Raw genomic sequence first — 25575 nt, forward strand, 5'->3', positions numbered from 1 at the left:
AGGCTGGGGCCCCCAACGACGGCCTCGAAAAGCCGTTATAGTAGCAGGTTTGGTTCCCTCCATTTTCGCCAGGTTCATGGAACAGATCCGTATCCGTGGGGCACGCACCCACAACCTGAAAAACGTCAATCTCGACCTGCCGCGCCACAAGCTGATCGTGATTACCGGGTTGTCCGGGTCGGGCAAGTCGTCGCTCGCGTTCGACACCCTTTACGCCGAGGGCCAGCGCCGCTATGTCGAAAGCCTGTCCGCGTACGCCCGCCAGTTCCTGCAGTTGATGGAGAAACCCGACGTCGACCTGATCGAGGGCCTGTCGCCCGCGATCTCGATCGAGCAGAAGGCGACGTCCCACAACCCGCGTTCGACCGTCGGCACAGTCACCGAAATCCACGACTACCTGCGACTTTTGTTCGCACGTGTCGGCACGCCCTACTGCCCCGACCACGACATCCCGCTCGAGGCGCAGAGCGTGTCGCAGATGGTCGACGCGGCGCTCGCGCTGCCCGAGGAAACCAAGCTGATGATCCTCGCGCCCGTCGTCGCGAACCGCAAGGGCGAGCACGCCGAGCTGTTCGAGGACATGCAGGCGCAGGGCTTCGTGCGCTTTCGCGTGCGCTCGGGCGGCGGCACCGCGAACGAAGGCGTCGCGAAGATCTACGAGGTCGAGTCGCTGCCGAAGCTCAAGAAGAACGACAAGCACACGATCGACGTCGTCGTCGACCGCCTGAAGGTGCGCCCGGACATGAAGCAGCGCCTCGCGGAATCGTTCGAGACCGCGCTGCGCCTCGCCGACGGCCGCGCGATCGCGCTCGAGATGGAGTCCGATCACGAGCACCTGTTCAGCTCGAAGTTCGCGTGCCCGATCTGCTCGTACTCGCTGCAGGAGCTCGAGCCGCGCCTGTTCTCGTTCAACAACCCGATGGGCGCGTGCCCGGAATGCGACGGCCTCGGCCAGATCACGTTCTTCGACCCGAAGCGGGTCGTCGCGCACCCGTCGCTGTCGCTCGCCGCGGGCGCCGTGAAGGGCTGGGACCGCCGCAACCAGTTCTACTTCCAGATGCTGCAGAGCCTCGCGGCGTTCTACGATTTCGACATCGACGCCGCGTTCGAGGATCTGCCGGAAAAGATCCGCAAGGTGCTGCTGTTCGGTTCGGGCAAGCAGACGATCCCGTTCTCGTACATCAACGAGCGCGGTCGCACGACGATCCGCGAGCACGTGTTCGAAGGGATCATCCCGAACCTCGAACGCCGTTACCGCGAGACCGATTCGGTCGCGGTGCGCGAGGAACTGTCGAAATACCAGAACAACCAGCCGTGCCCGTCGTGCGACGGCACGCGGCTGCGCCGCGAGGCGCGCCACGTGCGGGTCGGCACCGGCGACTACGCACGCGGCATCTATGAAATCAGCGGCTGGCCGCTGCGCGACGCGCTCGGCTATTTCGACGGGCTGACGCTCGACGGCGCGAAGCGCGAGATCGCCGACAAGGTGATCAAGGAAATCGTCGCGCGCCTGACCTTCCTGAACAACGTCGGCCTCGACTACCTGTCGCTCGAGCGCAGCGCCGAAACGCTGTCCGGCGGCGAGGCGCAGCGGATCCGGCTCGCGTCGCAGATCGGCTCGGGCCTGACCGGCGTGATGTACGTGCTCGACGAGCCGTCGATCGGCCTGCACCAGCGCGACAACGACCGCCTGATCGGCACGCTCAAGCACCTGCGCGACCTCGGCAACTCGGTGATCGTCGTCGAGCACGACGAGGACATGATCCGCACGGCCGACTACGTCGTCGACATGGGCCCCGGCGCGGGCGAGCACGGTGGCGTGATCGTGGCCGAAGGCACGCCGAAGCAGGTGCAGTCGAATCCGCAGTCGCTGACCGGCCAGTACCTGGTCGGCAAGCGCACGATCGAGTATCCGGACGAGCGGCTCGCGCCCGATCCCGAGCGGATGCTGCGCATCGTCGACGCGCACGGCAACAACCTGAAGCACGTCGATCTCGAGCTGCCGGTCGGCCTCTTGACCTGCATCACCGGCGTGTCGGGTTCCGGCAAGTCGACGCTGATCAACGACACGCTGTATCACGCAGTCGCACGCCACCTGTACGGCTCGTCGGCCGAACCGGCGCCGCACGAAGCGATCGAAGGCCTCGAGCACTTCGACAAGGTGATCAACGTCGACCAGTCGCCGATCGGCCGCACGCCGCGCTCGAACCCGGCTACCTACACGGGCCTGTTCACGCCGATCCGCGAGCTGTTCTCGGGCGTGCCGGCCGCGAAGGAGCGCGGCTACGATCCGGGCCGCTTCTCGTTCAACGTGAAGGGCGGCCGCTGCGAGTCGTGCCAGGGCGATGGCGTGCTGAAGGTCGAGATGCACTTCCTGCCTGACGTCTACGTGCCGTGCGACGTGTGCCACGGCAAGCGCTACAACCGCGAAACGCTCGAAGTGCAGTACAAGGGCAAGAACATCAGCGAAGTGCTCGACATGACCGTCGAGCACGCGTACGAATTCTTCAGCGCGGTGCCGGTGATCGCGCGCAAGCTGAAGACGCTGCTCGACGTCGGCCTCGGCTACATCCGCCTCGGCCAGTCGGCCACGACGCTGTCGGGCGGCGAGGCGCAGCGCGTGAAGCTGTCGCTGGAGCTGTCGAAGCGCGACACGGGCCGCACGCTGTACATCCTCGACGAGCCGACCACCGGCCTGCACTTCCACGACATCGCGCTGTTGCTGGAAGTGATCCACCGGCTGCGCGACCAGGGCAACACGGTCGTGATCATCGAGCACAACCTCGACGTGATCAAGACGGCCGACTGGGTGATCGACCTCGGCCCCGAGGGCGGTGCCGGCGGCGGGCAGATCATCGCGCAGGGCACGCCGGAGCAGGTCGCGAAGACCAAGGCGAGCTTCACCGGCAAGTACCTCGCTCCGCTGCTCAAGCGTCCGACCCGCAAGGCGGCGGCCGGCTGACAGCTTTCGTTCCCGCGCGCGGCTGCCGGCCGCGCGCCCCCGCCGCTCGCGGCGGCGCCGGTTTCCTCGTTTTCCCTTCTGCCGTTTTCCCCTCTACGTTTACACCACGAGCCAAACAGCCCCGTGGCGGACCATAATGGCAGCTATACTTTACGGTCGTAAGGTTCGCCATCCGCACCAACCCGGTGCGACGCCGGGCGACCGCCGTCCTGCCGCCCACCGCGCGGCACGACACACGAACGACAGGAATCCACGATGGAGAAGCAACAAGAGTCGCGCGACGCGCAGAACCGCGAGCCGCACCTGCGCAGCGTGCGGCTGACGAGCGACTTCAGCCTGCCGAAGCTGTCGGCGATCGAGATCGGCAGCTATCTGTTCGCCCTCATCGCGATGGTGCTCGTCATCGAACTCAAGCTGCTGGGCGGGCTGCTGGCCGGCATGCTGGTCTATCAGCTGATCCACACGATCGCCCCGGTGATCGAACGCCACACGACGAGCATGCGCGCGCGCTGGGTCGCCGTCGTGCTGCTGTCGATTGCGATCGTCGGCGGGCTCACGGGCCTGACGATCGGCATCATCGAACACTTCGAGCACACGGTGCCGAACCTGCAGAGCCTGCTCGACCAGCTGATGCAGATCGTCGAGCAGACCCGCGCGCGCACGCCTTCCTGGATCGCGAACCTGCTGCCCGTCGACGTCGAACAGATGAAATCCAAGGCGGCGCTGCTGATGCACTCGCACATGGATCAGCTCCAGCAAGGCGGCAAGAGCGTCGCGCGCGGCTTCGGCCATGTGCTGTTCGGGATGATCATCGGCGCGATGATCGCGATCGGCGTCGAGCACGGCAAGGTGCGCCGGCCGCTGTCGACCGCGCTCGTCACGCGCGTGTCGCGCTTCGCCGAGTCGTTCCGCCGGATCGTGTTCGCGCAGATCAAGATCTCGGCGATCAACGCGGCCTTCACCGGCATCTACCTGCTCGTCGCGCTGCCGCTCTTCCACCAGCGGCTGCCGCTGTCGAAGACCCTCGTGCTCGTCACGTTCATCGTCGGGCTGCTGCCGGTGATCGGCAACCTGATCTCGAACACGCTGATCGTCGCGGTGTCGCTGTCGGTCAGCATGGGCACGGCGATCGCATCGCTTGCGTTCCTCGTCGTGATCCACAAGCTCGAATACTTCCTGAACGCGAAGATCATCGGCGGCCAGATCGAGTCGCGCGCGTGGGAGCTGCTGCTCGCGATGCTGATCATGGAAGCCGCGTTCGGGCTGCCGGGCGTGATCGCCGCGCCGATCTTCTATGCATACCTGAAGCGCGAGTTGTACATGCTGCGGCTGATCTGACGGCCGCGCCCCCGCCCTGCCCGTCACACGCATCACGCGATAAAAAAACGCCGCGCCCCGTGAAGGGCGCGGCGTTCTTGTTTGCAGCAATCGACGGCCGGCACAGGCCGGCCGACGCAACCCGCGGATCAGCGGAACACGACGGTCTTCGTCCCGTTCAGCACGATCCGGTGCTCGACGTGCCACTTCACCGCGCGCGCGAGCGTCACGCACTCGACGTCGCGGCCGATCGCCGTGAGCTGGTCGGGCGTCATGCTGTGGTCGACGCGCTCGACTTCCTGCTCGATGATCGGGCCTTCGTCGAGGTCGGTCGTCACATAGTGCGCGGTCGCGCCGATCAGCTTCACGCCGCGGTCGAACGCCTGGTAGTACGGCTTCGCGCCCTTGAAGCTCGGCAGGAACGAATGGTGGATGTTGATCGCGCGGCCGGCGAGCTGCTCGCACATGTTCGGCGACAGGATCTGCATGTAGCGCGCGAGCACGACGAGATCGGCCTGGTGTTCGTCGATCACGCCCAGCACGCGCGCTTCCTGCGCGGCCTTCGCCGCATCGGACGACCCGCCGACGAGCGGAAAGTGATGGAACGGGATGTTGTAGCTCGCGGCGAGCTGATAGAACTCCTTGTGGTTCGACACGATCGCCGGGATCTCGATCGGCAGCTGGCCGGTGCGATAGCGGAACAGCAGGTCGTTCAGGCAATGGCCGATCTTCGACACCATGATCACGACGCGCGGCTTCACCGCCGCGTCGTGCATTTCCCAGCGCATCGCGAACTGCTCGGCGAGCGGCGCGAATTCCTTGCGAAGCGTATCGAGCGCCGACGCGGCATCCGCGCCGTCGGCATCCTGCTCGAAGTGCACGCGCATGAAAAACTCGCTGGTGCGGCTGTCGCCGAACTGCGCCGAGTCGAGGATGTTGTTGCTGCGCTCGAACAGGAAGCCCGAGACCGCGTGAACGATGCCGTGCCGGTCGGGGCACGACAGTTTCAAGATAAAGCTGTGATCGGTCGACATGACCGCTACTCCCTTCGTTTCGGTATTCGTCAAATAGGCCGTTCAGCGCGTTACGCGGCCGGCGCGAACAGCGCGTCGATGCCCGCGGCTTCCGCCGCCGCGAGCCAGCGGTGGCGCAGCAGCGTGTCGAGCATCGCGAGGCTCGCATCCATCGTCGCGCGGCCTTCGCGCAGCCAGCCAATCACCTCGGGCACGCCGGCCAGCAGGTGCTCGGCCACTTCGCCGTCCTGGTTGTGCGGCGCGAAGTCGCGCGGCAGCGGCAGGTCGTACACGAAGATCAGTTCGGACTGCGTGCCTTCCGGCAGCGAGCACAGCACCTGCACCGCCCGGCCCGCGATCGCGCGCGCCGCCAGGTCGGCCGGCATGCCGGCCTCTTCCCAGCACTCCTTCGTGAGCGTCTCGTGAACGCCCAAGCCCCAGCCGATGCCGCCTGCGACGACGTTGTCGAGCATGCCGGGGTCGGTGGCCTTGGTCGCGCTGCGGCGGCCGAGCCACATCTGCGGCACGGCGGGCGAACCCGGCGCAGCCGCATATTCTACGATGCCGTTCAGGTGCACCGCATAAGTCTGCGTGCCGAAGAAGCGCGACGCGGCGCGCTCGATATACGCGAGCGGCGGATCGTCGAAGCGGTTGCGGATCGCATAAATCTCGTCGCGCCAGCCGGGAATCGCACCTTCGGCCGCCAGCGCGCCGATCGCGCTCGCGAGCGCCATGCTGCGCGCGTCGACCGTGTCGTAGCGCGCCGACAGCACGACACGCTCGTCCGTCAGCTCGAACACGTCGGGCCAGCGGGCGAGCTTCGCGACGTCCTGGCGACGCACCCAGCCGACCTGCTCGCCGGCGATCTCGAAACGCAAGTGCGCGGCCGGATCGAAGCGGCGCGCGGCCGCAATGCACGGAAACGTCATCGGGTTCAGTCCTTCAGCGCCACGCGGATGCCGATCGCGATGAAGGTCGCACCGGCAATCCGGTCGAGCCACACGCCGGCCTTCGGGCGGCGCTTCAGCCATGCGCCGATCGCGCCCGCGCCGATGCCGAACAGCGAGAAGATCGCGGCCGTCTGCAGCATGAACAGCGCGCCGAGTTCGAACATCTGCAGCGTCACGCCCTGCACGCCGTGCGGATCGACGAACTGCGGCAGGAACACGACGAAGAACAGCGTGACCTTCGGGTTCATCAGGTTGCCGATCACGCTCTGCCGGAAGATCGCGCCAAGCGGCTGCGGCTCACGCGCATGCGCATTCGCAAGACCCTGGCTGCGCAGCGCCTTGATGCCGATCCACACGAGGTACGCGGCGCCCGCGAGCTTCAGCGCCTGGAACGCGACCGGCGACGAACGCAGCACGGCCGCGACGCCGAGCGCCGCGAGCGTCGTATGGAACAGGATCCCGGCCGTGAAGCCGAGCGCGGCGACGAAGCCGGCCGCGCGGCCCTGCGAGATGCCGCGCGCGAGCACCTGCAGGTTGTCGGGACCCGGCGCGAACGTGATCGCGATCGACGTGGCGAGAAACAGCATGAAGTTGGGCATCGTGACCTCGCGGCGAGAGCCGGCGTTCAGTGGTTCAGTGGCCGGCGAATTCGGTGACGGTATAGACGGGCAGCCCCGCGTTGCGCAGCAGCGCCGAGCCGCCGAGATCGGGCAGGTCGATGATCGCCGCGCCTTCGACGACGACCGCGCCGAGCCGCTGCAGCAGGTTGCGCCCCGCCATCATCGTGCCGCCGGTTGCGATCAGGTCGTCCATGATGATCACGCGGTCGCCGGGGCGGCACGCGTCTTCGTGGATCTCGACCGTCGCGCTGCCGTATTCGAGGTCGTACGATTCCGAGCGCGTCTTGTACGGCAGCTTGCCGACCTTGCGGATCGGCACGAAGCCGACGCTCAGCTCGTACGCGACGATCGGCGCGATGATGAAGCCGCGCGCGTCGAGCCCCGCGACGTAGTCGAGCTTCGCATCGACATAGCGTTCGACGAACAGGTCGACCAGGATGCGCAGCGCCTTCGGGCTCTGCAGCAGCGTCGTGATGTCGCGGAACATCACGCCCGGCTGCGGCCAGTCGGGCACGGTGCGGATCTGGCTGTGAATGAAGGCGACCGGATCGAGCGGTGCGCCCGACGACGAATGCGGCATGAAACTCTCCGAAAAAAACGGTGCGCGAAGATCGGGCACCGTTTCGAATAAATACGGGTCAGGTTATCGAATCGCGACTCAGGCGACCGCGGCCGGCGGCTCGCGCCGATGGCGCGACAGCCGCTCCTCCGCAAGCGCGAGCGCTTCGGGCAGCCCGCGCAGCACGACGATGTCGCTCGCGCGCAGCTTGGTCTGCGGATCGGGTTCGACGCCGCGGATCCCGTGCCGGCGGATCGCCGTGACTTCCAGCCCGAGCGCATACAGCCCGAGCTCCTCCAGCGAGCGCCCGACCGCGTCCGCGCGCGCGTCGACCGGCACCGATTGTAGCCGCACCTGCTCGTGATCGTCGTCGTCCGCATCGTCCGCGCCGCGGAAATAGCCGCGCAGCAGGCTGTAGCGCTCGTCGCGCATCTCCTCGACGCGCCGCACGACCTTGCGCATCGGCACGCCGACCAGCACCAGCGTGTGCGACGCGAGCATCAGGCTGCCCTCGACGATTTCCGGGATCACCTCGGTCGCGCCGGCCGCGAGCAACTTCTCGAGATCGGCGTCGTCGACCGTGCGCACGATCGCCGGCAGCGTCGGCTCCAGCTCGTGCACGTGGTGCAGCACGCGCAGCGCCGACGGCGTGTTCGCATACGTGATCGCGACAGCCGCCGCGCGATGGATACCGGCCGCGAGCAGCGACTCGCGCCGCGCCGCATCGCCGAACACGACCGATTCGCCGGCCGTCGCGGCCGCGCTCACGCGATCGGGGTCGAGGTCGAGCGCGACGTACGAAATGCCTTCCTGCTCGAGCATGCGCGCCAGGTTCTGCCCCGCGCGGCCGTAGCCGCAGATGATCACGTGGCCGCGCTGCTTGAGGCTTTGCGTCGCGATCCGCGTCATCTGCAGCGACTGCTGCATCCATTCCGTCGACGACAGCCGCATCACGATCCGGTCGGCGTTCTGGATCAGGAACGGCGCGGCGAGCATCGACAGCAGCATCGACGCGAGGATCGCCTGCAGCAGCGTCGAATCGACGAGATGCCGGTCGAGGATCAGGTTCAGCAGCACGAAGCCGAACTCGCCGGCCTGCGCGAGCCCGATGCCGGTGCGCATCGCGACGCCCGGCGTTGCGCCGAACAGGCGCGCGAGCCCGGCGATCATCGTCCCCTTGAACAGGATCTGCCCGACGAAGAAGCCGAGCACGAGCAACGGGTGCTCCCAGATCACGCGCGGATCGAGCAGCATCCCCGTCGTCACGAAGAACAGCCCGAGCAGCACGTCGCGAAACGGCTTGATGTCCTCTTCCACCTGGTGACGGAACGGCGTCTCGGAGATCAGCATCCCTGCGATGAACGCGCCGAGCGCGAGCGACAGGCCGAAGCGGTCGGTGATGAACGCGGCGCCGAGCGTGACGAGCAGCAGGTTCAGCACGAACAGCTCCTGCGAGCGGCGCCGCGCGACGACGTTGAGCCAGCGCGTCATGAAGCGCTGGCCGACGATCAGCAGCAGCGCGAGCGCGATCACGATCTTGACCGCCGCGAAGCCGAGCGTGATCGCGAGATCCTTCGACGACTCGGCACCGAACGCGGCGATCACGATCAGGAGCGGCACCACCGCAAGATCCTGGAACAGCAGCACGCCGAAGATGTTGCGGCCGTGCGCGGTCTCGATCTCGAGCCGCTCGGCGAGCATCTTCGACACGATCGCCGTCGACGACATCGCAAGCGCGCCGCCGAGCGCGACGCTGCCCTGCCACGTGATGTGCATCCAGCGCTCGAACAGCGCGCCGAGCACGACCGCGAGCACGAGTGTCGCGACCACCTGCAGCAGCCCGAGCCCGAACACGAGCCGCTGCATCGCCCTCAGCTTCGCGAGCGAGAACTCGAGGCCGATCGAGAACATCAGGAACACCACGCCGAATTCCGCAAGATGCTCGGCCCGCTCGAGGTCCGCGGCGATGCCGAACGCGTGCGGGCCGACCAGGATGCCGACGGTCAGGTAGCCGAGCATCGGCGGCAGGTTCAACGAGCGAAATACGACGACGCCCACCACCGAGGCCAGCAGCAGCAGCAGGGTCATTTCGAGCGGGGAAATCACGGGCGAAGCGTCCTCGTTCGTCGGGGCCACGGCAATGCGGGCGCGGGTGGTGGCGATGGACAGGCGTCCTCGGACGAGTCCGAGAGCCCGGCGCGGCGAACAAACGCCTTTGCTATACTCCGCGCATGATAGCGAAAATCAATGATGATCGGGCGCTCGCGCTCGCCCGCGACGTGCTCGACATCGAGGCGGACGCCGTGCGCGCGCTGCGCGACCAGCTCGACGGCGACTTCGTCCAGGCCGTCGCGCTGCTGCTCGGCTGCCGCGGCCGCGTCGTGGTATCGGGCATCGGCAAATCGGGGCACATCGCCCGCAAGATCGCGGCCACGCTCGCGAGCACCGGCACGCCGGCCTTCTTCGTTCACCCGGCCGAGGCCAGCCACGGCGACCTCGGCATGGTTACGTCGGACGACGTCTTCATCGGCATCTCCTATTCAGGCGAGTCGGAAGAACTCGTCGCGATCCTGCCGCTCGTCAAGCGGATCGGCGCAAAGCTGATCGCGATCACGGGCCGTGCCGAATCGAGCCTCGGCACGCTCGCCGACGTGAACCTGAACGCCGCGGTGTCGAAGGAAGCGTGCCCCCTGAACCTCGCGCCCACCGCGAGCACGACCGCCGCGCTCGCGCTCGGCGACGCGCTTGCGATCGCCGTGCTCGACGCTCGCGGCTTCGGTTCGGAAGATTTCGCGCGCTCGCACCCGGGCGGTGCACTCGGCCGACGCCTGCTCACCTACGTGCGCGACGTGATGCGCTCGGGCGACGACGTCCCGTCCGTCGGGCTCGACGCAACGCTGTCTGACGCGCTGTTTCAGATCACCGCGAAGCGCCTCGGCATGACCGCCGTGGTCGACGCCGACGGCAAGGTCGTCGGCATCTTCACGGACGGCGACCTGCGCCGCGTGCTCGCACGCGACGGCGACTTCCGCACCTTGTCGATCACCGAAGTGATGACGCGCGACCCACGCACAATCGCACCGGATCACCTGGCGGTCGAGGCCGTGGAACTGATGGAGCGCCACCGGATCAACCAGATGCTGGTCGTCGATGCCGACGGCGCGCTGATCGGCGCGCTGAACATGCACGACCTGTTTTCGAAGAAGGTGATCTGATGAGTGCAGCGCTGACTGCGGCCGAACGCGCAAGCCGCGTGAAGCTGATGATTTTCGACGTCGACGGCGTACTGACCGACGGCGGCCTGCTGTTTACCGCGGCCGGCGACGCGATGAAGTCGTTCAATTCGCTCGACGGCCATGGCGTGAAGCTGCTCGGCGAAGCCGGCATCGCGACCGCGATCATCACCGGCCGCCGCTCGGAGATCGTCGCGGCGCGCGCGAAGGAAATGAAGATCGCGCACCTGTTCCAGGGCGTCGAGAACAAGCTCACGGTGTTCGCCGACCTGATCGCGTCGCTCGGCATCGGCGCCGACGCCTGCGGCTACATGGGTGACGACTGGCCCGACCTGCCGGTGATGCTGTGCTGCGGCTTCGCGACTGCGCCGGCCAACGCGCACCCCGAAGTGATCGCCCGCGCGCACTGGGTGGCCGAGGCCCGCGGCGGCCAGGGCGCCGTGCGCGAAGTCTGCGACGCGATCCTGCGCGCGCAGCGCCGCTACGATACGCTGCTCGCGGCTGCCTGCGGAGCCTGACGGATGAACACGCATTTCCGCTGGACCCAGCTGCTGCCGCTCATCGCGGTCGCCGCGCTCGCGGGCATCACGTGGTGGCTGCTGCAGGCGACGCTGCCGCCGCCCGGCGAAGGCACCGTGCAGCCGAAACGCCATACGCCCGACTATTTCGCGGACAACTTCTCGGTCACCGAGCTCGACCAGTCGGGCACGACCCAGTACCGGCTGACGGCCGCGAAACTGGTCCACTACGAAGACACGGAAAACAGCGACCTGACCGATCCGGCCATGCGCGCATTCCAGCCCGGCAAACCGGTCGTCACGACCACCGCGAAGCGCGGCACCGTCAACGGCGACGTGTCGATCGTCGATTTGTACGACGACGCGCGCATCCTGCGCGTGGCCGGCGGCGGCGATCCGCAGATGCAGGCCGATTCCCAGCATTTCCGGATCTTCGTCAATGACGATGTGATCCAGACCGAAAAGCCGGTTAAACTTCAGCGCGGCCTGTCGCTCGTCAACGCGACCGACGGCATGAAGTACAACAACGTCACCCGGGTCATCGAGCTTTACGGCAACGTGCGCGGCACGATCGCCGCGGCGGACACGTCCGGCGGCTCGAAAGGTCAATCCAGGTGACGCATCCCTCACGTGACTGCATGAACGAACCGTTCCCTCGACAGAATTCCGGCGGCGCTGCGCGCGCCGTCCGCGCCGCGCTCGCCGCGACGCTCGTGGCGCTCCCGCTCGTCGGGCTGGCGCCGCTCGCCCATGCCGAGAAGGCCGACCAGAACAAGCCGATCAACGTCGAGGCGGACAACCTGACCTATGACGACCTGAAGCAGGTGACGGTCGCGACCGGCAACGTCGTGATCACGAAGGGCACGATCATCATCAAGGGCGATCGCGTCGAAGTGCGCCAGGATCCGGAAGGCTACCAGTACGCAACGTCGTTCGGCAGCGGCAAGAAGCACGCGACGTTCCGCCAGAAGCGCGAAGGTCTCGACGAATACATCGACGGCGACGCCGAGCGCATCGACTACGACGGCAAGCAGGACCTGACGACGCTGACCACCGCCGCGACCGTGCGCCGCCTGCAGGGCACGTCGACCGTCGCCGACACCGTGCACGGCAGCGTGATCACGTACGACGGCCAGCGCGACTTCTACACCGCGAAGGGCGGCAAGGACGTCGCGGCGCCGGGCAACCCGAACGGCCGCGTGCGCGCGATGCTCTCGCCGAAGAACGGCGGCCCCGGGCAGTTGAACGGCGCGCCGGCGAAGCTGTCGCCGTCGACCACGATCCAGGGAGCGCCGGGCCAATGAACGCGCTACCGAACCGCCAGCCGGCCGGCACGACGAGCTCGCTCGTCGTCCGCAACCTGAAGAAACGCTATGGCTCGCGCACGGTCGTCAAGGACGTGTCGCTCGACGTGAAGAGCGGCGAAGTCGTCGGCCTGCTCGGCCCGAACGGCGCCGGCAAGACGACGTCGTTCTACATGATCGTCGGCCTCGTGCCGCTCGACGCGGGCGAGATCTCGCTGAACGGCAGCTCGATCAGCCTGCTGCCGATCCACAAGCGTGCATCGCTCGGCCTGTCGTACCTGCCGCAGGAAGCGTCAGTGTTCCGCAAGCTGACCGTCGAGGAAAACATCCGCGCGGTGCTCGAACTGCAGCACGGCGAAGACGGCAAGCGGCTGTCGAAGGACGCGATCGCGTCGCGCACCGAGGCGTTGCTCGACGAGCTGCAGATCGGCCATCTGCGCGAGAACCCGGCGCTGTCGCTGTCGGGCGGCGAACGCCGTCGCGTCGAGATCGCGCGTGCGCTCGCGACCAACCCGAACTTCATCCTGCTCGATGAACCGTTCGCCGGCGTCGACCCGATCGCAGTGCTCGAGATCCAGAAGATCGTCAAGTTCCTGAAGCAGCGCAACATCGGCGTGTTGATAACCGATCACAACGTCCGCGAAACGCTCGGCATCTGCGACCACGCATACATCATCAGCGACGGCTCGGTGCTTGCCGCCGGCGCGCCGAGCGACATCATCGAAAACGAAAGCGTGCGCCGCGTGTACCTCGGCGAACACTTCCGCATGTAACGTCCCCCTGTGGCTGGCTGCACCCCGCCCGGCATCGCCGCGCGGGGTCGCGCCCGCGTGCTCCGCCGCACGGCGGCTCCTGTCCGCGGCCAAGCGCCGCGCCGCGCGTAATCGCGGATGGCTCAATACGCCTGGGTCGTGGCAAACTGCCGGTATGACTCCCTCCTCGCCATGAAAGCCAGCCTTCAACTCCGCCTGTCGCAGCACCTGGCGCTGACACCGCAACTGCAGCAGTCGATCCGGCTCCTGCAGCTGTCGACGCTCGAACTGCAGCAGGAAGTCGCGATGGCCGTCGCGCAGAATCCGCTGCTCGAGAACGATGACGAATGGATCGCGAGCCCGCTGCGTGTCGCGGCGGACGGATCGCTGATCGCGCAGACGCCTCCCGGCCAAAACACCGAACCGGGCGCCGTCAACGGCGGCAGCCAGTCGAGCGATCGCGCCGAGCGCGACGAGCCGGCCGGCGCCGACGAATACGACGGCTACGCGTCGGGTGACGCCGGCGACGGCCCGCAGTGGAATCTCGACGAGTTCGGCCGCTCGAGCGGTGCCTCGGATGACGACGACCTCCCGCCGCTGCAGGTACAGGAAGCCGCGACGTCGCTGCGCGACCACCTGTCCGCGCAATTGCGCGTCACGCAGGCCAGCCCGCGCGATCGCGCGCTCGTGATGTTCCTGATCGAATCGCTCGACGACGACGGCTACCTGACCGCCTCGCTCGACGAAGTGCTCGCCGACCTGCCGCCGGAACTGGAAATCGACTGCGACGAACTGAATGCGGCGCTCGCGCTGCTGCACAGTTTCGACCCGGCCGGGGTCGGGGCCCGTTCGGCCTCCGAATGCCTGAAGCTGCAGTTGCTGCGCCTCGATCCGTCCCCCACCCGCACGCTCGCGCTCGAGATCGTGTCGCAGCACCTCGAGCTGCTCGCCGCGCGCGACTTCACGCGGCTGCGCAAGCAGCTGAAGGCGACGGACGACGCACTGCGCGACGCGCACGCGCTGATCCGCTCGCTGGAGCCGTTCCCCGGCGCCGCCTACGGCAAGGCCGAGGCCGACTACGTCGTGCCCGACATCATCGTGAAGAAGGCCGGCCAGGGCTGGCTCACGGAACTCAATCCGGAAGTGATGCCGCGTCTGCGGATCAACAATCTGTACGCGAACATTCTGCGCAACAGCCGCGGCGATCCGTCGGCCGGATCGCTGAAACAACAGCTCCAGGAAGCGCGCTGGCTGATCAAGAACATCCAGCAGCGATTCGACACGATCCTGCGTGTCGCGCAGGCTATTGTCGAACGTCAGAAGAATTTCTTTGCGCACGGTGAAATTGCCATGCGCCCCTTGGTTTTGCGGGAAATAGCTGATACGCTGGGCCTACACGAGTCGACTGTCAGCCGTGTGACAACAGGCAAGTACATGCTGACCCCGTTCGGGACGCTTGAATTTAAGTACTTCTTCGGATCACACGTTTCGACCGACACCGGAGGCGCCGCATCGTCGACCGCCATCCGAGCCCTGATCAAGCAACTGATAGGAGCTGAAGACCCAAAATCGCCACTTTCGGACAGCCGCATTGCCGAGCTGCTGGCAGAACAGGGATTCGTGGTTGCGCGCCGCACGGTTGCCAAGTATCGCGAAGCCCTCAAAATCCCGGCAGTGAATCTGCGCAAGTCTCTTTAAGCCTGCTGCCTGCCCGGCGGCAGGCGTGTTCCGGCCACCGCGCATACGGGGAACAGGCCGGGCGACCTGTCCGCGAATTTGCCGCCATGTGCGGCAGGGGCAAGTCGACCGGAGCGCCGCCTCGATGCGGCCGCGTGGTCACTCGCTTGGAGAAGCACTATGAACCTGAAGATCAGTGGACATCATCTCGAAGTCACGCCTGCAATTCGCGAATACGTGATCACCAAGCTGGACCGGGTGCTACGGCATAGCGATCAGGTGATCGATGGCACTGTGATCCTCTCGGTCGACAATCACAAGGAAAAGGACAAGCAGCAGCGCGCGGAAATCAACCTGCACCTGAAGGGCAAGGACATCTTCGTCGAAAGCGCAAACGGTAACCTGTACGCTGCGATCGATCTGCTGATCGACAAGCTGGATCGCCAGGTCGTCAAGCACATGGAGCGTCTGCAGACCCATGCGCATGACCCGATCAAGCTGCAGCCGTCGATCGACCAGATCGAACTGCCGCCGCAATAACGTTCACCGCAACATACACGCCGCCCGGTTCGCCGGGCGTTTTTTTTGTGTCCGAGCGGCAGTGGTGCGACCGGTCCGTCCATGCTGCGCCACGCACGCGGCTGTGCTCTATAATGTTCCGGTTATCGCCGGGGGGCGTTGGGTGCGGTAGCTGCCTTGCAGGTTGCCGATGCCGAACGCCTTGATATCGCCGAACATGGAAAATCAGTCTGCCGCCGCAAGGAGACCCCAGGCCGCCCAATCGCCTGCCAACATGAATCGCCTAGCCAAAATCCTGCCCATCGAGAACGTCGTCATCGACCTCTCCGTTACCAGCAAGAAACGCGTCTTCGAACAAGCCGGGCTGATCTTCGAGAATCAGAACGGCATCGCCCGCAGCACCGTCACGGACAACCTGTTCGCGCGCGAGCGCCTCGGCTCGACCGGGCTCGGCGAAGGCGTCGCGATTCCGCACGGGCGCATCAAGGGGCTCAAGCACCCGCTCGCCGCGTTCGTGCGGCTCGCCGACGCGATCCCATTCGAAGCCCCCGACGGCCAGCCGGTCGGTCTCCTGATTTTCCTGCTCGTCCCCGAGCAAGCCACCCAGCAGCACCTCGAGATCCTGTCGGAAATCGCGCAACTGCTGTCCGATCGCGACGCGCGCGAGCGTCTGCACAACGAAACAGATCTCGCCGAGTTGCATCGCCTGCTCACTCAGTGGCAACCTTGAGTTGATCCGGACGGAATATTTTCCCGAACGAGGCGGCACGCGCCGCCGTCCAGGGCCGCCCGGCGCCGGTCCGGCATGGCGACGCCCGTCGCCAAGCGCATGCACCGGCTCATTGGAGTGACGAGAGTCATGGATACGTCCAGCATCAACGCCCAGAGCATCTTCGACGACAACGCGGCCACGCTGAAACTGAGCTGGCTGACGGGGCATGAAGGCTGGGAGCGCGGTTTTTCGGCCGACACCGTCGGCAACGCGACGTCGAGCGCCGACCTCGTCGGCCACCTGAACCTGATCCACCCGAACCGGATCCAGGTGCTCGGCGAAGCCGAAATCGACTACTACCAGCGGCAGACCGACGAAGACCGTTCGCGCCACATGGCCGAGCTGATCGCGCTCGAACCGCCGTTCCTCGTCGTCGCCGGCGGCGCCGCCGCGCCACCCGAACTCGTGCTGCGCTGCACGCGCTCGTCCACGCCGCTGTTCACGACGCCGATGTCGGCCGCCGCGGTGATCGACAGCCTGCGGCTCTACATGTCACGCATCCTCGCGCCGCGCGCGACGCTGCACGGCGTGTTCCTCGACATCCTCGGGATGGGCGTGCTGCTCACCGGCGACTCCGGGCTCGGCAAGAGCGAGCTCGGCCTCGAACTCATCAGCCGCGGCCACGGCCTCGTCGCCGACGACGCCGTCGACTTCGTCCGACTTGGCCCCGATTTCGTCGAAGGCCGCTGCCCGCCGCTGCTGCAGAACCTGCTCGAAGTGCGCGGCCTCGGCCTGCTCGACATCAAGACGATCTTCGGTGAAACCGCCGTGCGCCGGAAAATGAAGCTGAAGCTGATCGTCCAGCTCGTGCGCCGCCCGGACGGCGAATTCCAGCGGCTGCCGCTGGAAAGCCAGACGGTCGACGTGCTCGGCCTGCCGATCAGCAAGGTCACGATCCAGGTTGCGGCCGGCCGCAACCTCGCGGTGCTGGTCGAGGCGGCCGTGCGGAACACGATCCTGCAGTTGCGCGGCATCGATACGTTGCGCGATTTCATGGATCGGCAACGACTCGCGATGCAAGATCCCGACAGTCAGTTCCCCGGCAAGCTCGTGTAACTTCTCCGCGCCGGCCTCGCAGCGCCGACACGTCGAGCCGGTGCTATGATGAAACGTCAGGATTCTCTGCTTCCCATGCGCATCGTCCTCATCACCGGCATCTCCGGCTCAGGCAAGTCTGTCGCGCTGAACGCGCTAGAAGACGCAGGCTATTACTGCGTCGACAACCTGCCGCCGCACGTGCTCCCCGAACTCGCCCGCTACCTTGCCGATGGCGGTCAGCACCGGCTCGCGGTCGCGATCGATGCGCGTTCGAGCGCGTCGCTGGACGAATTGCCCGGCCTGATCCGCGCGCTGTCGCTCGAGCACGATGTCCGCGTGCTGTTCCTCAATGCGAGCACGCAGGCGCTGATCCAGCGCTTCTCCGAAACACGCCGGCGCCACCCGCTGTCCGGCTCGCCGTCGCACGACGCGAACGTCGGGCTGCTGTCGTCGCTCGAGGAAGCGATCGAGCGCGAGCGCGACCTGGTCGCGCCGCTCGCCGAATTCGGTCACCAGATCGATACCAGTACGCTGCGCGCGAACGTGCTGCGCACGTGGGTCAAGCGATTCATCGAGCAGAAGAGCAACGACCTGATGGTGATGTTCGAGTCATTCGGCTTCAAGCGCGGCGTGCCGCTCGATGCCGACCTGATGTTCGACGTGCGCGCACTGCCGAATCCGTACTACGACCATGAGCTGCGCCCGCTCACTGGGCTGGACCAGCCGGTCATCGCCTTTCTCGACGCACTGCCGATCGTCCACCAGATGATCGACGACATCCATGCGTTCCTGATGAAATGGCTGCCGCACTTTCGCGAAGACAACCGCAGCTACCTGACCGTCGCCATCGGCTGCACGGGCGGTCAGCATCGCTCGGTGTTCATCGCGGAAACGCTCGCCGCGCGCCTCGCGCACGATGCGAACGTGATCGTGCGGCATCGTGACGCGCCCGTGGATGTCGACGCGTCGTCGCGGCTCGTCACCGAGGTCGCCCGACCTTAGCGACACCGCCCTCTCGCCGGCGCACCATGTCCACCCTATCGACCACCCTGATCGACCTGCCGCTGTTTCCGTTGCACACGGTGCTGTTCCCCGGTGGCTGGCTGCCGCTCAAGGTGTTCGAGGCACGCTATCTCGACATGTGCCGCGCCTGCCTGCGCGACGACGCGCCATTCGGCGTATGCCTGTTGAAGAGCGGCCCCGAAGTCGCGCAGGACGGGGCCGTGTCCGTGCCCGAGACCATCGGCTGCATGGCGCGCATCACCGAGTGCGACACCGGCGAATTCGGGATGCTGTACCTGCAGGCAATCGGCACGCAGCGTTTCGAGCTGCTGTCGCATCGCGTCGAAGGCAACGGGCTGCTGGTCGGCATCGCGGAGCCGCTGCCCGACGACATCCCGCTCGAAGGCGAGCAGGCGCTCGCGCAATTCGGCTCGTGCGCCGAGGTGCTCGAGCGAATCATCGAAGCGCTGAAGAAATCCGAACCCGGCAAGCTGCCGTTCGGCGAACCGTTCCGCCTCGACGACCCGAGCTGGGTGTCGAACCGCCTCGCGGAACTGCTGCCGCTCGACCTGCGCGCGCGACAGAAGCTGATGGAGTTTCCGGATGTCGGTGCGCGGATCGATGCCGTGCACCATGTGCTCGACCGGCACGGATGGCTGTAGGCGCCGACCGACCTGTCGCGTCGCACCGGCATCGCCGCGCGCATCATCGTGACGGACGAAACACTCGCGGCGGCCCGGCGCTTCCGTAAGCGCGGCCCGCGCGGTGCCTTCCCCCTTTCGTTACAGCAGCGGTCCGCTCAGCGCATCGAGCAGCTTGCGCACTGGCGCCGGCACGCCGTACGCATCGAGCCCGGCGAGCGGCACCCACGCCGTCTCGGCATCCTGCGCGTGCGCAGCCGGCAGCCCGCCGTTCGTCATGTCGCTCAGCCGCGGTTCGATCTCGAGCCGGAAATGCGTGAACGTGTGCGTAAACGGCGCGAGCGGCACCGGGCCGCTGCCGCCGAAGCCGCGTGCGAGTTCCGCGAGTGCGGCGTCGCCGTCCGCCTGCGGCAGGCACCACAGGCCGCCCCAGATGCCGGCCGGCGGACGCCGCTCGAGCAGCACGGCGTCGCCGTCGCGCAGCACGAGCATCCAGGTCTTGCGCGTCGGCACGGCCTTCTTCGGCCGCGCGGCCGGCAGTTCGCGCTGCCGGCCCGTCGACTGCGCAACGCAGTCGCCCGCGAACGGACAGCGCGCGCAATCCGGCTTGCCGCGCACGCACAGCGTCGCGCCGAGATCCATCAGCCCCTGCGTATAGGCGCTCACGTCGGCCGCGTTCGCGGCATCCGGCAGCAGCGATTCGGCCAGCGCCCACATGTCGTTCTCGACCCGCTTCTCGCCCGGAAAACCTTCGACGCCAAACACCCGCGCCAGCACGCGCTTCACGTTGCCGTCGAGGATCGTCGCACGCGCACCGTACGCGAACGACGCGATCGCCGCGGCCGTCGAGCGGCCAATGCCCGGCAGTTCGGCGAGCGCGTCGGGCGTCGACGGGAATGCACCGCCATGCTCGGCGACGACGACCTGCGCACAGCGGTGCAGGTTGCGTGCGCGCGAGTAGTAGCCGAGGCCGGCCCACAGCGCCATCACGTCGTCTGCCGGCGCGGCCGCGAGCGCGGCGACGTCGGGAAAGCGCTCGAGAAAGCGCATGTAATACGGGACGACCGTCGAGACCTGCGTCTGCTGCAGCATGATTTCCGACAGCCAGATCCGGTACGGATCGCGGGTGTTCTGCCACGGCAGGTCGTGGCGGCCGTGCACGCGCTGCCATGCGATCAGGCGCGTGGCGAACGTACGGTGCAGCGGCGTGACGGGGAACGGAGCGGGAGCGATGCGGGGCGGCTTCAAGTGTTCGAATCTTTGGAAAAGGGTTTTAACGCGGGGCTCAACGCTGGCAGGTCGGGCAGAAATAGGTCGAGCGCTGACCCTGCACGATCTGGCGGATCGGCGTGCCGCATACGCGGCAAGGCAGCCCCGCACGGTCGTAGACGAAGCAGTCGAGCTGGAAATAGCCGCTTTCGCCGTTGCTGCCGACAAAATCGCGCAGCGTGCTGCCGCCGCGCTCGATCGCGTCGGCGAGCGTCGCGCGCACCGCGTCGGCCAGTCGCTCGTAGCGTGGCAGCGAGACCTTGCCGGCGGCGGTCGTCGGCCGGATGCCGGCGCGAAACAGGCTCTCCGACGCATAGATGTTGCCGACGCCGACGACCATGTCGCCCGCGAGCAGCGCCTGCTTGACCGACACCGTTCGGCCGCGCGTGCGCGCGTGCAGCAGCGCGCCGGTGAACGCCGGCGAGAACGGCTCGACGCCGAGGCTCGCGAGCAACGGATGCGCATGCACGTCGCCCGCTTCGCGCGGGTGCCACAACACGGCGCCGAAGCGGCGCGGATCGCGGAACCGCAGCACGAATTCGTCGAAGATCCAGTCGATGTGGTCGTGTTTCGCGGCGACCGGCACGCCGGCCGCGGGCAGCACGCGCAGCGTGCCCGTCATCCCGAGATGAACGATGAACCAGCCCGCGTCGACCTCGAACAGCAGGTACTTGCCGCGACGCTCGACGGCGAGCACTTCGCGCGCGCGCAATTGCTCCGCGAGCCCGGCCGGCACGGGCCAGCGCAGCATCGCGGTACGGACGTCGACACGCTCGACGCGACGGCCCGCGACAAAGGGCTCGATGCCCCGGCGCGTGACTTCGACTTCTGGCAACTCTGGCATGTTTTGCGGGTCTGAGACGGGATTCACGATCGTGCGTGTATTGTAGCGAGCGCGTTACAATCGGTTGAAACATCGAACGGATTTCCATGACCCTGCCCTCGAAGCTGCTTCTGAAGCGCCCCGCCGCCGAGCGCGGCGCGCGCGCCTTCCCGGTCCGCCGTGCGCTCGGCGCCGCGCTGTTCGCCGCCTGGACCCTCACCGCCTTCCCGGCTCACGCGCAGGCTCCGGCATCGGATGACGCGGAGCCGCAGGGCGCGTTCGAGCACGTGATGCCGGACGAGAAAAAGGATCTCCCGGGCGTCCCGCTGACGAGTCAGATCGTCTACCAGGTGCTGGCCGCCGAAGTCGCGCTCCAGCGCAACCAGCCGGCGCCGGCCTACCAGACCTACCTCGCCCTCGCCCGCGACACGCGCGATCCGCGTATGGCGCAGCGTGCGACCGAGATCGCACTCGGCGCACAAAGCCCGGCCGACGCGCTGTCCGCGGCCAATCTGTGGCGCCAGTACGCGCCCGATTCGAACCGCGCGTCACAAGTCGACGCCGCACTGCTCGTGCTCGCCGGCAAGCCGGCCGACGCGCAGCCGATGCTCGCGCGCGAGCTGGCCCGCGCGACCGGCGAAACGCGCGGCCCCGCGATCCTCGCGCTGCAGGCGCTGCTCGTGCGCGGCTCCGACCGCGTCGGCGGCCTCGCGGTGCTGAAGGACATGCTGAAGAACGACATGAACCGCCCGGAGGCGCAGCTCGCGATCGCGCGGCAGCAACTCGCGGTTGACGACAAGGAAGGCGCCGCGCAGTCGCTGAAGCACGCGCTGCAGATCCGCCCCGACTACCTGCCGGCAGCGCTGATGCTGTCGCAGATGGGGCCCGCTGAGCGGGCGGCCGGCATCGCGTCGTTCGAGAAATATGTTCAGCAGAATCCGAAGTCGCGCGATGCGCGGCTCGCGCTGTCGCAGCTCTATCTCGCCGACGACCGCCTCGACGACGCGCAGAAGCAGTTCGAGACGATGCGCAAGCTCGACTCGAAGGACCCGACGCCGCTGATGGCGCTCGCGCTGATCAAGATCCAGCAGAAGAAGCTCGACGACGCGAGCGCGTACCTGAAACAGTACGTGCAGCTCGGCGACAAGCAGCCGAACCTCGACGTCGGCCAGGGCTACATCTATCTCGCGCAGATCGCGATCGAGCAGGGCAACGACGCGCAGGCGTCGCAATGGCTCGACAAGGTCGACCAGACGAGCCAGCACTACCTGCCCGCGCAGATCACGCGCGCGCAGCTGCTGCAGAAACAGGGCAAGACCGACGAGGCGCGCAAGGTGCTCGACGACCTGCCGATCAGCGATCCGCGCGATGCGGCCGTGGTCGCACGCACCGATGCGTCGATCCTGTTCACTGCGAAGCGCTATCCGGAAGCCGAGGCGCGACTCGCGCAGGCGGTCCAGGACTTCCCGGACGATCCCGACCTGCGCTACGACTATGCGATGGCGGCCGAGAAAACCGGCCACTACGCGGCGATGGAGAAGGAGCTGCGCGAGTTGATCCGCACGCAGCCCGACAACCCGCAGGCGTACAACGCGCTCGGCTATTCGCTGGCCGATCGAAACCAGCGCCTGCCCGAAGCCAGCAAGCTGATCGACAAGGCAACGTCGCTCGCACCGAACGACGCATACATCATGGACAGCCTCGGCTGGGTGAAGTATCGGATGGGCGACACGACCGGCGCGGCAAAGGTGCTGCGGCGCGCATACGAGCTGCAGCCGAACGCCGAGATCGGCGCGCACCTCGGCGAAGTGCTGTGGAAGAGCGGCGCGCAGGACGACGCGCGTACCGCGTGGCGTGCCGCGCAGAAGCTCGAGCCCGACAACGACACGCTCGTGCAGACGCTGAAGCGCCTCCAGATCAACGGCCTCTGATGCGGATGTTCCCGATGCTTTCCTTGTCTTCCCGCGCGCTGCGCACGCTGGCCGCAGCCGGCGCGGCGCTCGCGCTCGCCGGCTGCGCGAGCACGCCACCGTCGGCGAATGCGCCGGCCGGCGCCGTGCTGCAAACGACCGCGACGCATGCGTACCACGGCCGCTTCGCGGTGCAATACAACGACCGCCTCGGCCGACAGCAGAACGTGTACGGCAACTTTGACTGGCAGGAGCACGGCGACGACGTGTCGCTGGAACTGCGCAGCCCGCTCGGCCAGACGCTCGCGGTCGTGAAATCGACGCCGCAGGCCGCGTCGCTCGAACTGCCGAACCGCCAGCCGCAGTACGCGACCGATGTCGGCGAACTGATGCAGAACACGCTCGGCTTCTCGCTGCCGCTGGCTGGCCTGCGTTACTGGCTGCTGCCGACACCGGCGCCCGCGACGCCCGCCCAGACGGTGCGCGACCCGGCCGACACGACGCACGTCAAGCAGATCCGCCAGGACGGCTGGACGATCGACTATCTTGCCTACGCGGACGCACCGGCCACCGGCGTCAAACGCGTCAACCTCGTGCGCGCAACACCGCCGCTCGACATCAAGCTCGTGCTCGACCAGTAAGCACGTGAACCTAGCCCCGACATACGCATGACCGATTCGACCCGCTCGCTGCGCAACTGCCTTGCGCCCGCGAAACTCAACCTGTTCCTGCACATCACCGGCCGTCGCCCGAACGGCTATCACGATCTGCAGAGCGTGTTCCAGTTGTTGAACTGGGGCGACACGCTGCACTTCACGCTGCGCGACGACGGTCGCGTCGCACGCGTCACCGACGTGCCGGGCGTGCCCGAGCAAAGCGATCTCGTCGTGCGCGCGGCCAACCTGCTGAAGGCGCACACGGGCACCGCGGCCGGCGTCGACATCGAGATCGACAAGTGTCTGCCGATGGGCGCGGGCCTTGGTGGCGGCAGCTCCGACGCGGCGACGACGCTGCTTGCGCTGAATCGACTGTGGCAGCTCGACCTGCCGCGCGCGGAACTGCAGTCGCTCGCGGTAAAACTCGGCGCCGACGTCCCATTTTTCGTTTTTGGAAAAAATGCGTTCGCAGAGGGTATCGGAGAAGAATTAGCTGAGGTAGAATTGCCGACTCGCTGGTTCTTGGTTGTGACGCCGCGAGTTCATGTCCCCACCGCTGAAATTTTTTCAGATGAGTTGTTGACAAGAGATACGAAGCCAGTCACAATTACGGACTTTCTTGCACAGCAAAACAGCGATGCGGGATGGCCAGACAGCTTCGGCCGGAACGACATGCAGAAAGTTGTGGCAAGTAAGTACGCGGAAGTTGCGCAGGTGGTCAAATGGTTGTATAATGTGACCCCCGCGAGGATGACCGGCTCCGGAGCAAGCGTGTTTGCAGCGTTTCATAGCAGGCACGAGGCAGAAGCGGCAAAAGCCAAGCTGCCCACCAGTTGGAACGGTGCAGTTGCCGAGAGCTTGAACGAGCATCCGCTCTTCGCTTTCGCGTCATGAAGTTTTGCTTTGCCGGATGGCCTACAAGTCCGGTGAAGTTATCAGTTGAGTGTAGGGGAGTCGCCAAGTTGGTCAAGGCACCGGATTTTGATTCCGGCATGCGAGGGTTCGAGTCCTTCCTCCCCTGCCAAAAATTTTCCCGCATTTCCCGCCTAAGCCTGAAGCAGGTGCACGATGAGCAGCCACAGCCATGATGGCTTGATGGTCTTTACTGGCAACGCGAATCCCGCGCTCGCCCAGGAAGTCGTCAATATCCTTGGAATCCCCCTCGGCAAAGCAATGGTCAGCCGTTTCTCCGACGGCGAGATCCAGGTCGAGATCCAGGAAAACGTGCGCGGCAAGGACGTCTTCGTCCTGCAATCCACGTGCGCGCCGGCGAACGACAATCTGATGGAACTGATGATCATGGTCGACGCGCTCAAGCGTGCGTCCGCCGGCCGGATCACTGCCGCCATCCCCTACTTCGGCTATGCCCGCCAAGACCGTCGCCCGCGTTCGGCGCGCGTCGCGATCTCGGCGAAGATCGTCGCGAACATGCTGGAAATCGCCGGCGTCGAGCGGATCATCACGATGGATCTGCACGCCGACCAGATTCAGGGCTTCTTCGACATCCCGGTCGACAACATCTACGCAACGCCGATCCTGCTGGGCGACCTGCGCAAGCAGAACTACTCGGATCTGCTGGTCGTGTCGCCGGACGTCGGCGGTGTGGTGCGTGCCCGGGCACTCGCGAAGCAGCTCAACTGCGATCTCGCGATCATCGACAAGCGTCGTCCGAAGGCGAACGTCGCCGAAGTGATGAACATCATCGGTGAAGTCGAAGGCCGCACCTGCGTGATCATGGACGACATGGTCGATACGGCCGGCACGCTCTGCAAGGCCGCGCAAGTGCTGAAGGATCGCGGTGCGAAGCAGGTGTTCGCGTACGCGACGCACCCGGTTCTGTCGGGTGGCGCCGCCGAGCGTATCGCCGCATCGGCACTCGACGAGCTGGTCGTCACCGATACGATTCCGCTGTCGGCCGAATCGCTGGCCTGCTCGAAGATCCGCTCGCTGACGAGCGCGAGCCTGCTGGCCGAAACGTTCTCGCGGATTCGCCGCGGCGACTCGGTGATGTCGCTGTTCGCGGAATCCTGATCGCGGAAC

General features: G+C 66.6%; 24 protein-coding genes and 1 tRNA gene. 18 read left to right on the forward strand and 7 right to left on the reverse strand.

The window, feature by feature from the left end:
- Positions 1–76: 76 nt before the first annotated feature.
- Complete coding sequence (uvrA, locus tag AC1Z3W_RS34330) at positions 77–2962, forward strand: excinuclease ABC subunit UvrA (protein ID WP_057926537.1); 2886 nt, start codon at positions 77–79, stop codon at positions 2960–2962.
- Positions 2963–3217: 255 nt separating this feature from the next.
- The gene (locus tag AC1Z3W_RS34335; protein WP_057926536.1) at positions 3218–4300 is read left to right on the forward strand and encodes an AI-2E family transporter; all 1083 of its coding nucleotides are present in this window, start codon (positions 3218–3220) and stop codon (positions 4298–4300) included.
- Between the two features lie 128 nt (positions 4301–4428).
- Here the strand turns inward: AC1Z3W_RS34335 and purU are convergent, their stop codons facing one another.
- The 5 genes from purU to AC1Z3W_RS34360 all read right to left on the reverse strand — a co-directional run bounded on the left by purU (position 4429) and on the right by AC1Z3W_RS34360 (position 9527).
- Entirely contained in the window at positions 4429–5313 is an 885-nt protein-coding gene (purU, locus tag AC1Z3W_RS34340) for a formyltetrahydrofolate deformylase (protein WP_057926535.1), read from the reverse strand.
- 50 nt (positions 5314–5363) lie between these two features.
- Complete coding sequence (locus AC1Z3W_RS34345; protein ID WP_175826138.1) at positions 5364–6221, reverse strand: NUDIX hydrolase; 858 nt, start codon at positions 6219–6221, stop codon at positions 5364–5366.
- Positions 6222–6226: 5 nt separating this feature from the next.
- On the reverse strand, positions 6227–6841 hold the full coding sequence (locus AC1Z3W_RS34350; protein ID WP_057926533.1) for a LysE family translocator: 615 nt from the start codon (positions 6839–6841) through the stop codon (positions 6227–6229).
- Positions 6842–6875: 34 nt separating this feature from the next.
- Positions 6876–7442, reverse strand: coding sequence for an adenine phosphoribosyltransferase (locus AC1Z3W_RS34355; protein ID WP_040141994.1), 567 nt, complete (start codon positions 7440–7442; stop codon positions 6876–6878).
- Between the two features lie 78 nt (positions 7443–7520).
- Positions 7521–9527, reverse strand: a complete 2007-nt coding sequence (locus AC1Z3W_RS34360) for a monovalent cation:proton antiporter family protein (RefSeq protein WP_057926673.1) — start codon at positions 9525–9527, stop codon at positions 7521–7523.
- 125 nt (positions 9528–9652) lie between these two features.
- Here AC1Z3W_RS34360 and kdsD point away from each other — a divergent pair, with 125 nt between their 5' ends.
- From kdsD to AC1Z3W_RS34415, 11 genes are all read left to right on the forward strand, one after another.
- Positions 9653–10636 (forward strand): arabinose 5-phosphate isomerase KdsD, encoded by a 984-nt coding sequence (kdsD, locus tag AC1Z3W_RS34365; RefSeq protein ID WP_057926532.1) that lies wholly within the window; start codon positions 9653–9655, stop codon positions 10634–10636.
- The gene (locus tag AC1Z3W_RS34370) at positions 10636–11172 is read left to right on the forward strand and encodes a KdsC family phosphatase (RefSeq protein ID WP_483509404.1); all 537 of its coding nucleotides are present in this window, start codon (positions 10636–10638) and stop codon (positions 11170–11172) included. The genes kdsD and AC1Z3W_RS34370 overlap by 1 nt, the downstream gene beginning before the upstream one ends.
- 3 nt (positions 11173–11175) lie before the next feature.
- A complete protein-coding gene (gene lptC / locus AC1Z3W_RS34375; protein WP_057926530.1) occupies positions 11176–11790 on the forward strand; it encodes an LPS export ABC transporter periplasmic protein LptC in 615 nt (204 codons plus the stop codon).
- 20 nt (positions 11791–11810) lie between these two features.
- Positions 11811–12476 (forward strand): lipopolysaccharide transport periplasmic protein LptA, encoded by a 666-nt coding sequence (gene lptA / locus AC1Z3W_RS34380; protein ID WP_057926529.1) that lies wholly within the window; start codon positions 11811–11813, stop codon positions 12474–12476.
- Positions 12473–13249 carry an LPS export ABC transporter ATP-binding protein gene (gene lptB / locus AC1Z3W_RS34385; RefSeq protein WP_039321689.1) on the forward strand — a complete coding sequence of 259 codons (777 nt, stop codon included), beginning with the start codon at positions 12473–12475 and terminating at the stop codon, positions 13247–13249. Before lptA ends, lptB begins: the two co-directional genes overlap by 4 nt.
- 171 nt (positions 13250–13420) lie before the next feature.
- Positions 13421–14926, forward strand: coding sequence for an RNA polymerase factor sigma-54 (locus tag AC1Z3W_RS34390; protein ID WP_483509405.1), 1506 nt, complete (start codon positions 13421–13423; stop codon positions 14924–14926).
- A gap of 159 nt (positions 14927–15085) precedes the next feature.
- Positions 15086–15445, forward strand: a complete 360-nt coding sequence (hpf, locus tag AC1Z3W_RS34395) for a ribosome hibernation-promoting factor, HPF/YfiA family (RefSeq protein WP_006477786.1) — start codon at positions 15086–15088, stop codon at positions 15443–15445.
- Between the two features lie 169 nt (positions 15446–15614).
- Positions 15615–16154: a PTS sugar transporter subunit IIA gene (locus tag AC1Z3W_RS34400; protein ID WP_082664695.1), complete on the forward strand. Its 540-nt coding sequence runs from the start codon at positions 15615–15617 to the stop codon at positions 16152–16154.
- Positions 16155–16283: 129 nt separating this feature from the next.
- Complete coding sequence (gene hprK / locus AC1Z3W_RS34405; RefSeq protein ID WP_006483133.1) at positions 16284–17252, forward strand: HPr(Ser) kinase/phosphatase; 969 nt, start codon at positions 16284–16286, stop codon at positions 17250–17252.
- Positions 17253–17327: 75 nt separating this feature from the next.
- Positions 17328–18236 carry an RNase adapter RapZ gene (gene rapZ, locus AC1Z3W_RS34410; RefSeq protein ID WP_057926527.1) on the forward strand — a complete coding sequence of 303 codons (909 nt, stop codon included), beginning with the start codon at positions 17328–17330 and terminating at the stop codon, positions 18234–18236.
- Positions 18237–18262: 26 nt separating this feature from the next.
- Positions 18263–18898, forward strand: a complete 636-nt coding sequence (locus AC1Z3W_RS34415; RefSeq protein ID WP_057926526.1) for an LON peptidase substrate-binding domain-containing protein — start codon at positions 18263–18265, stop codon at positions 18896–18898.
- A 120-nt stretch (positions 18899–19018) separates the two neighbouring features.
- On the opposite strand, the gene mutY is transcribed toward AC1Z3W_RS34415, so the two are convergent.
- On the reverse strand, positions 19019–20125 hold the full coding sequence (mutY, locus tag AC1Z3W_RS34420) for an A/G-specific adenine glycosylase (protein ID WP_483509406.1): 1107 nt from the start codon (positions 20123–20125) through the stop codon (positions 19019–19021).
- Between the two features lie 37 nt (positions 20126–20162).
- On the reverse strand, positions 20163–20990 hold the full coding sequence (mutM, locus tag AC1Z3W_RS34425; protein WP_041491280.1) for a bifunctional DNA-formamidopyrimidine glycosylase/DNA-(apurinic or apyrimidinic site) lyase: 828 nt from the start codon (positions 20988–20990) through the stop codon (positions 20163–20165).
- 86 nt (positions 20991–21076) lie between these two features.
- On the opposite strand from mutM, the gene AC1Z3W_RS34430 reads away from it, so the two are divergent.
- The 5 genes from AC1Z3W_RS34430 to AC1Z3W_RS34450 all read left to right on the forward strand — a co-directional run bounded on the left by AC1Z3W_RS34430 (position 21077) and on the right by AC1Z3W_RS34450 (position 25566).
- Positions 21077–22900, forward strand: a complete 1824-nt coding sequence (locus tag AC1Z3W_RS34430; RefSeq protein ID WP_057926524.1) for a tetratricopeptide repeat protein — start codon at positions 21077–21079, stop codon at positions 22898–22900.
- Positions 22900–23520 (forward strand): lipoprotein insertase outer membrane protein LolB, encoded by a 621-nt coding sequence (gene lolB, locus AC1Z3W_RS34435; RefSeq protein WP_057926523.1) that lies wholly within the window; start codon positions 22900–22902, stop codon positions 23518–23520. The genes AC1Z3W_RS34430 and lolB overlap by 1 nt, the downstream gene beginning before the upstream one ends.
- A 27-nt stretch (positions 23521–23547) precedes the next feature.
- The gene (gene ispE / locus AC1Z3W_RS34440) at positions 23548–24429 is read left to right on the forward strand and encodes a 4-(cytidine 5'-diphospho)-2-C-methyl-D-erythritol kinase (RefSeq protein ID WP_483509407.1); all 882 of its coding nucleotides are present in this window, start codon (positions 23548–23550) and stop codon (positions 24427–24429) included.
- A 53-nt stretch (positions 24430–24482) separates the two neighbouring features.
- Positions 24483–24559, forward strand: a tRNA-Gln gene (locus AC1Z3W_RS34445).
- Positions 24560–24603: 44 nt separating this feature from the next.
- Positions 24604–25566, forward strand: coding sequence for a ribose-phosphate pyrophosphokinase (locus AC1Z3W_RS34450; protein ID WP_011886066.1), 963 nt, complete (start codon positions 24604–24606; stop codon positions 25564–25566).
- Positions 25567–25575: the final 9 nt, after the last annotated feature.

Source organism: Burkholderia sp. 10_S31 (genome assembly GCF_056930375.1).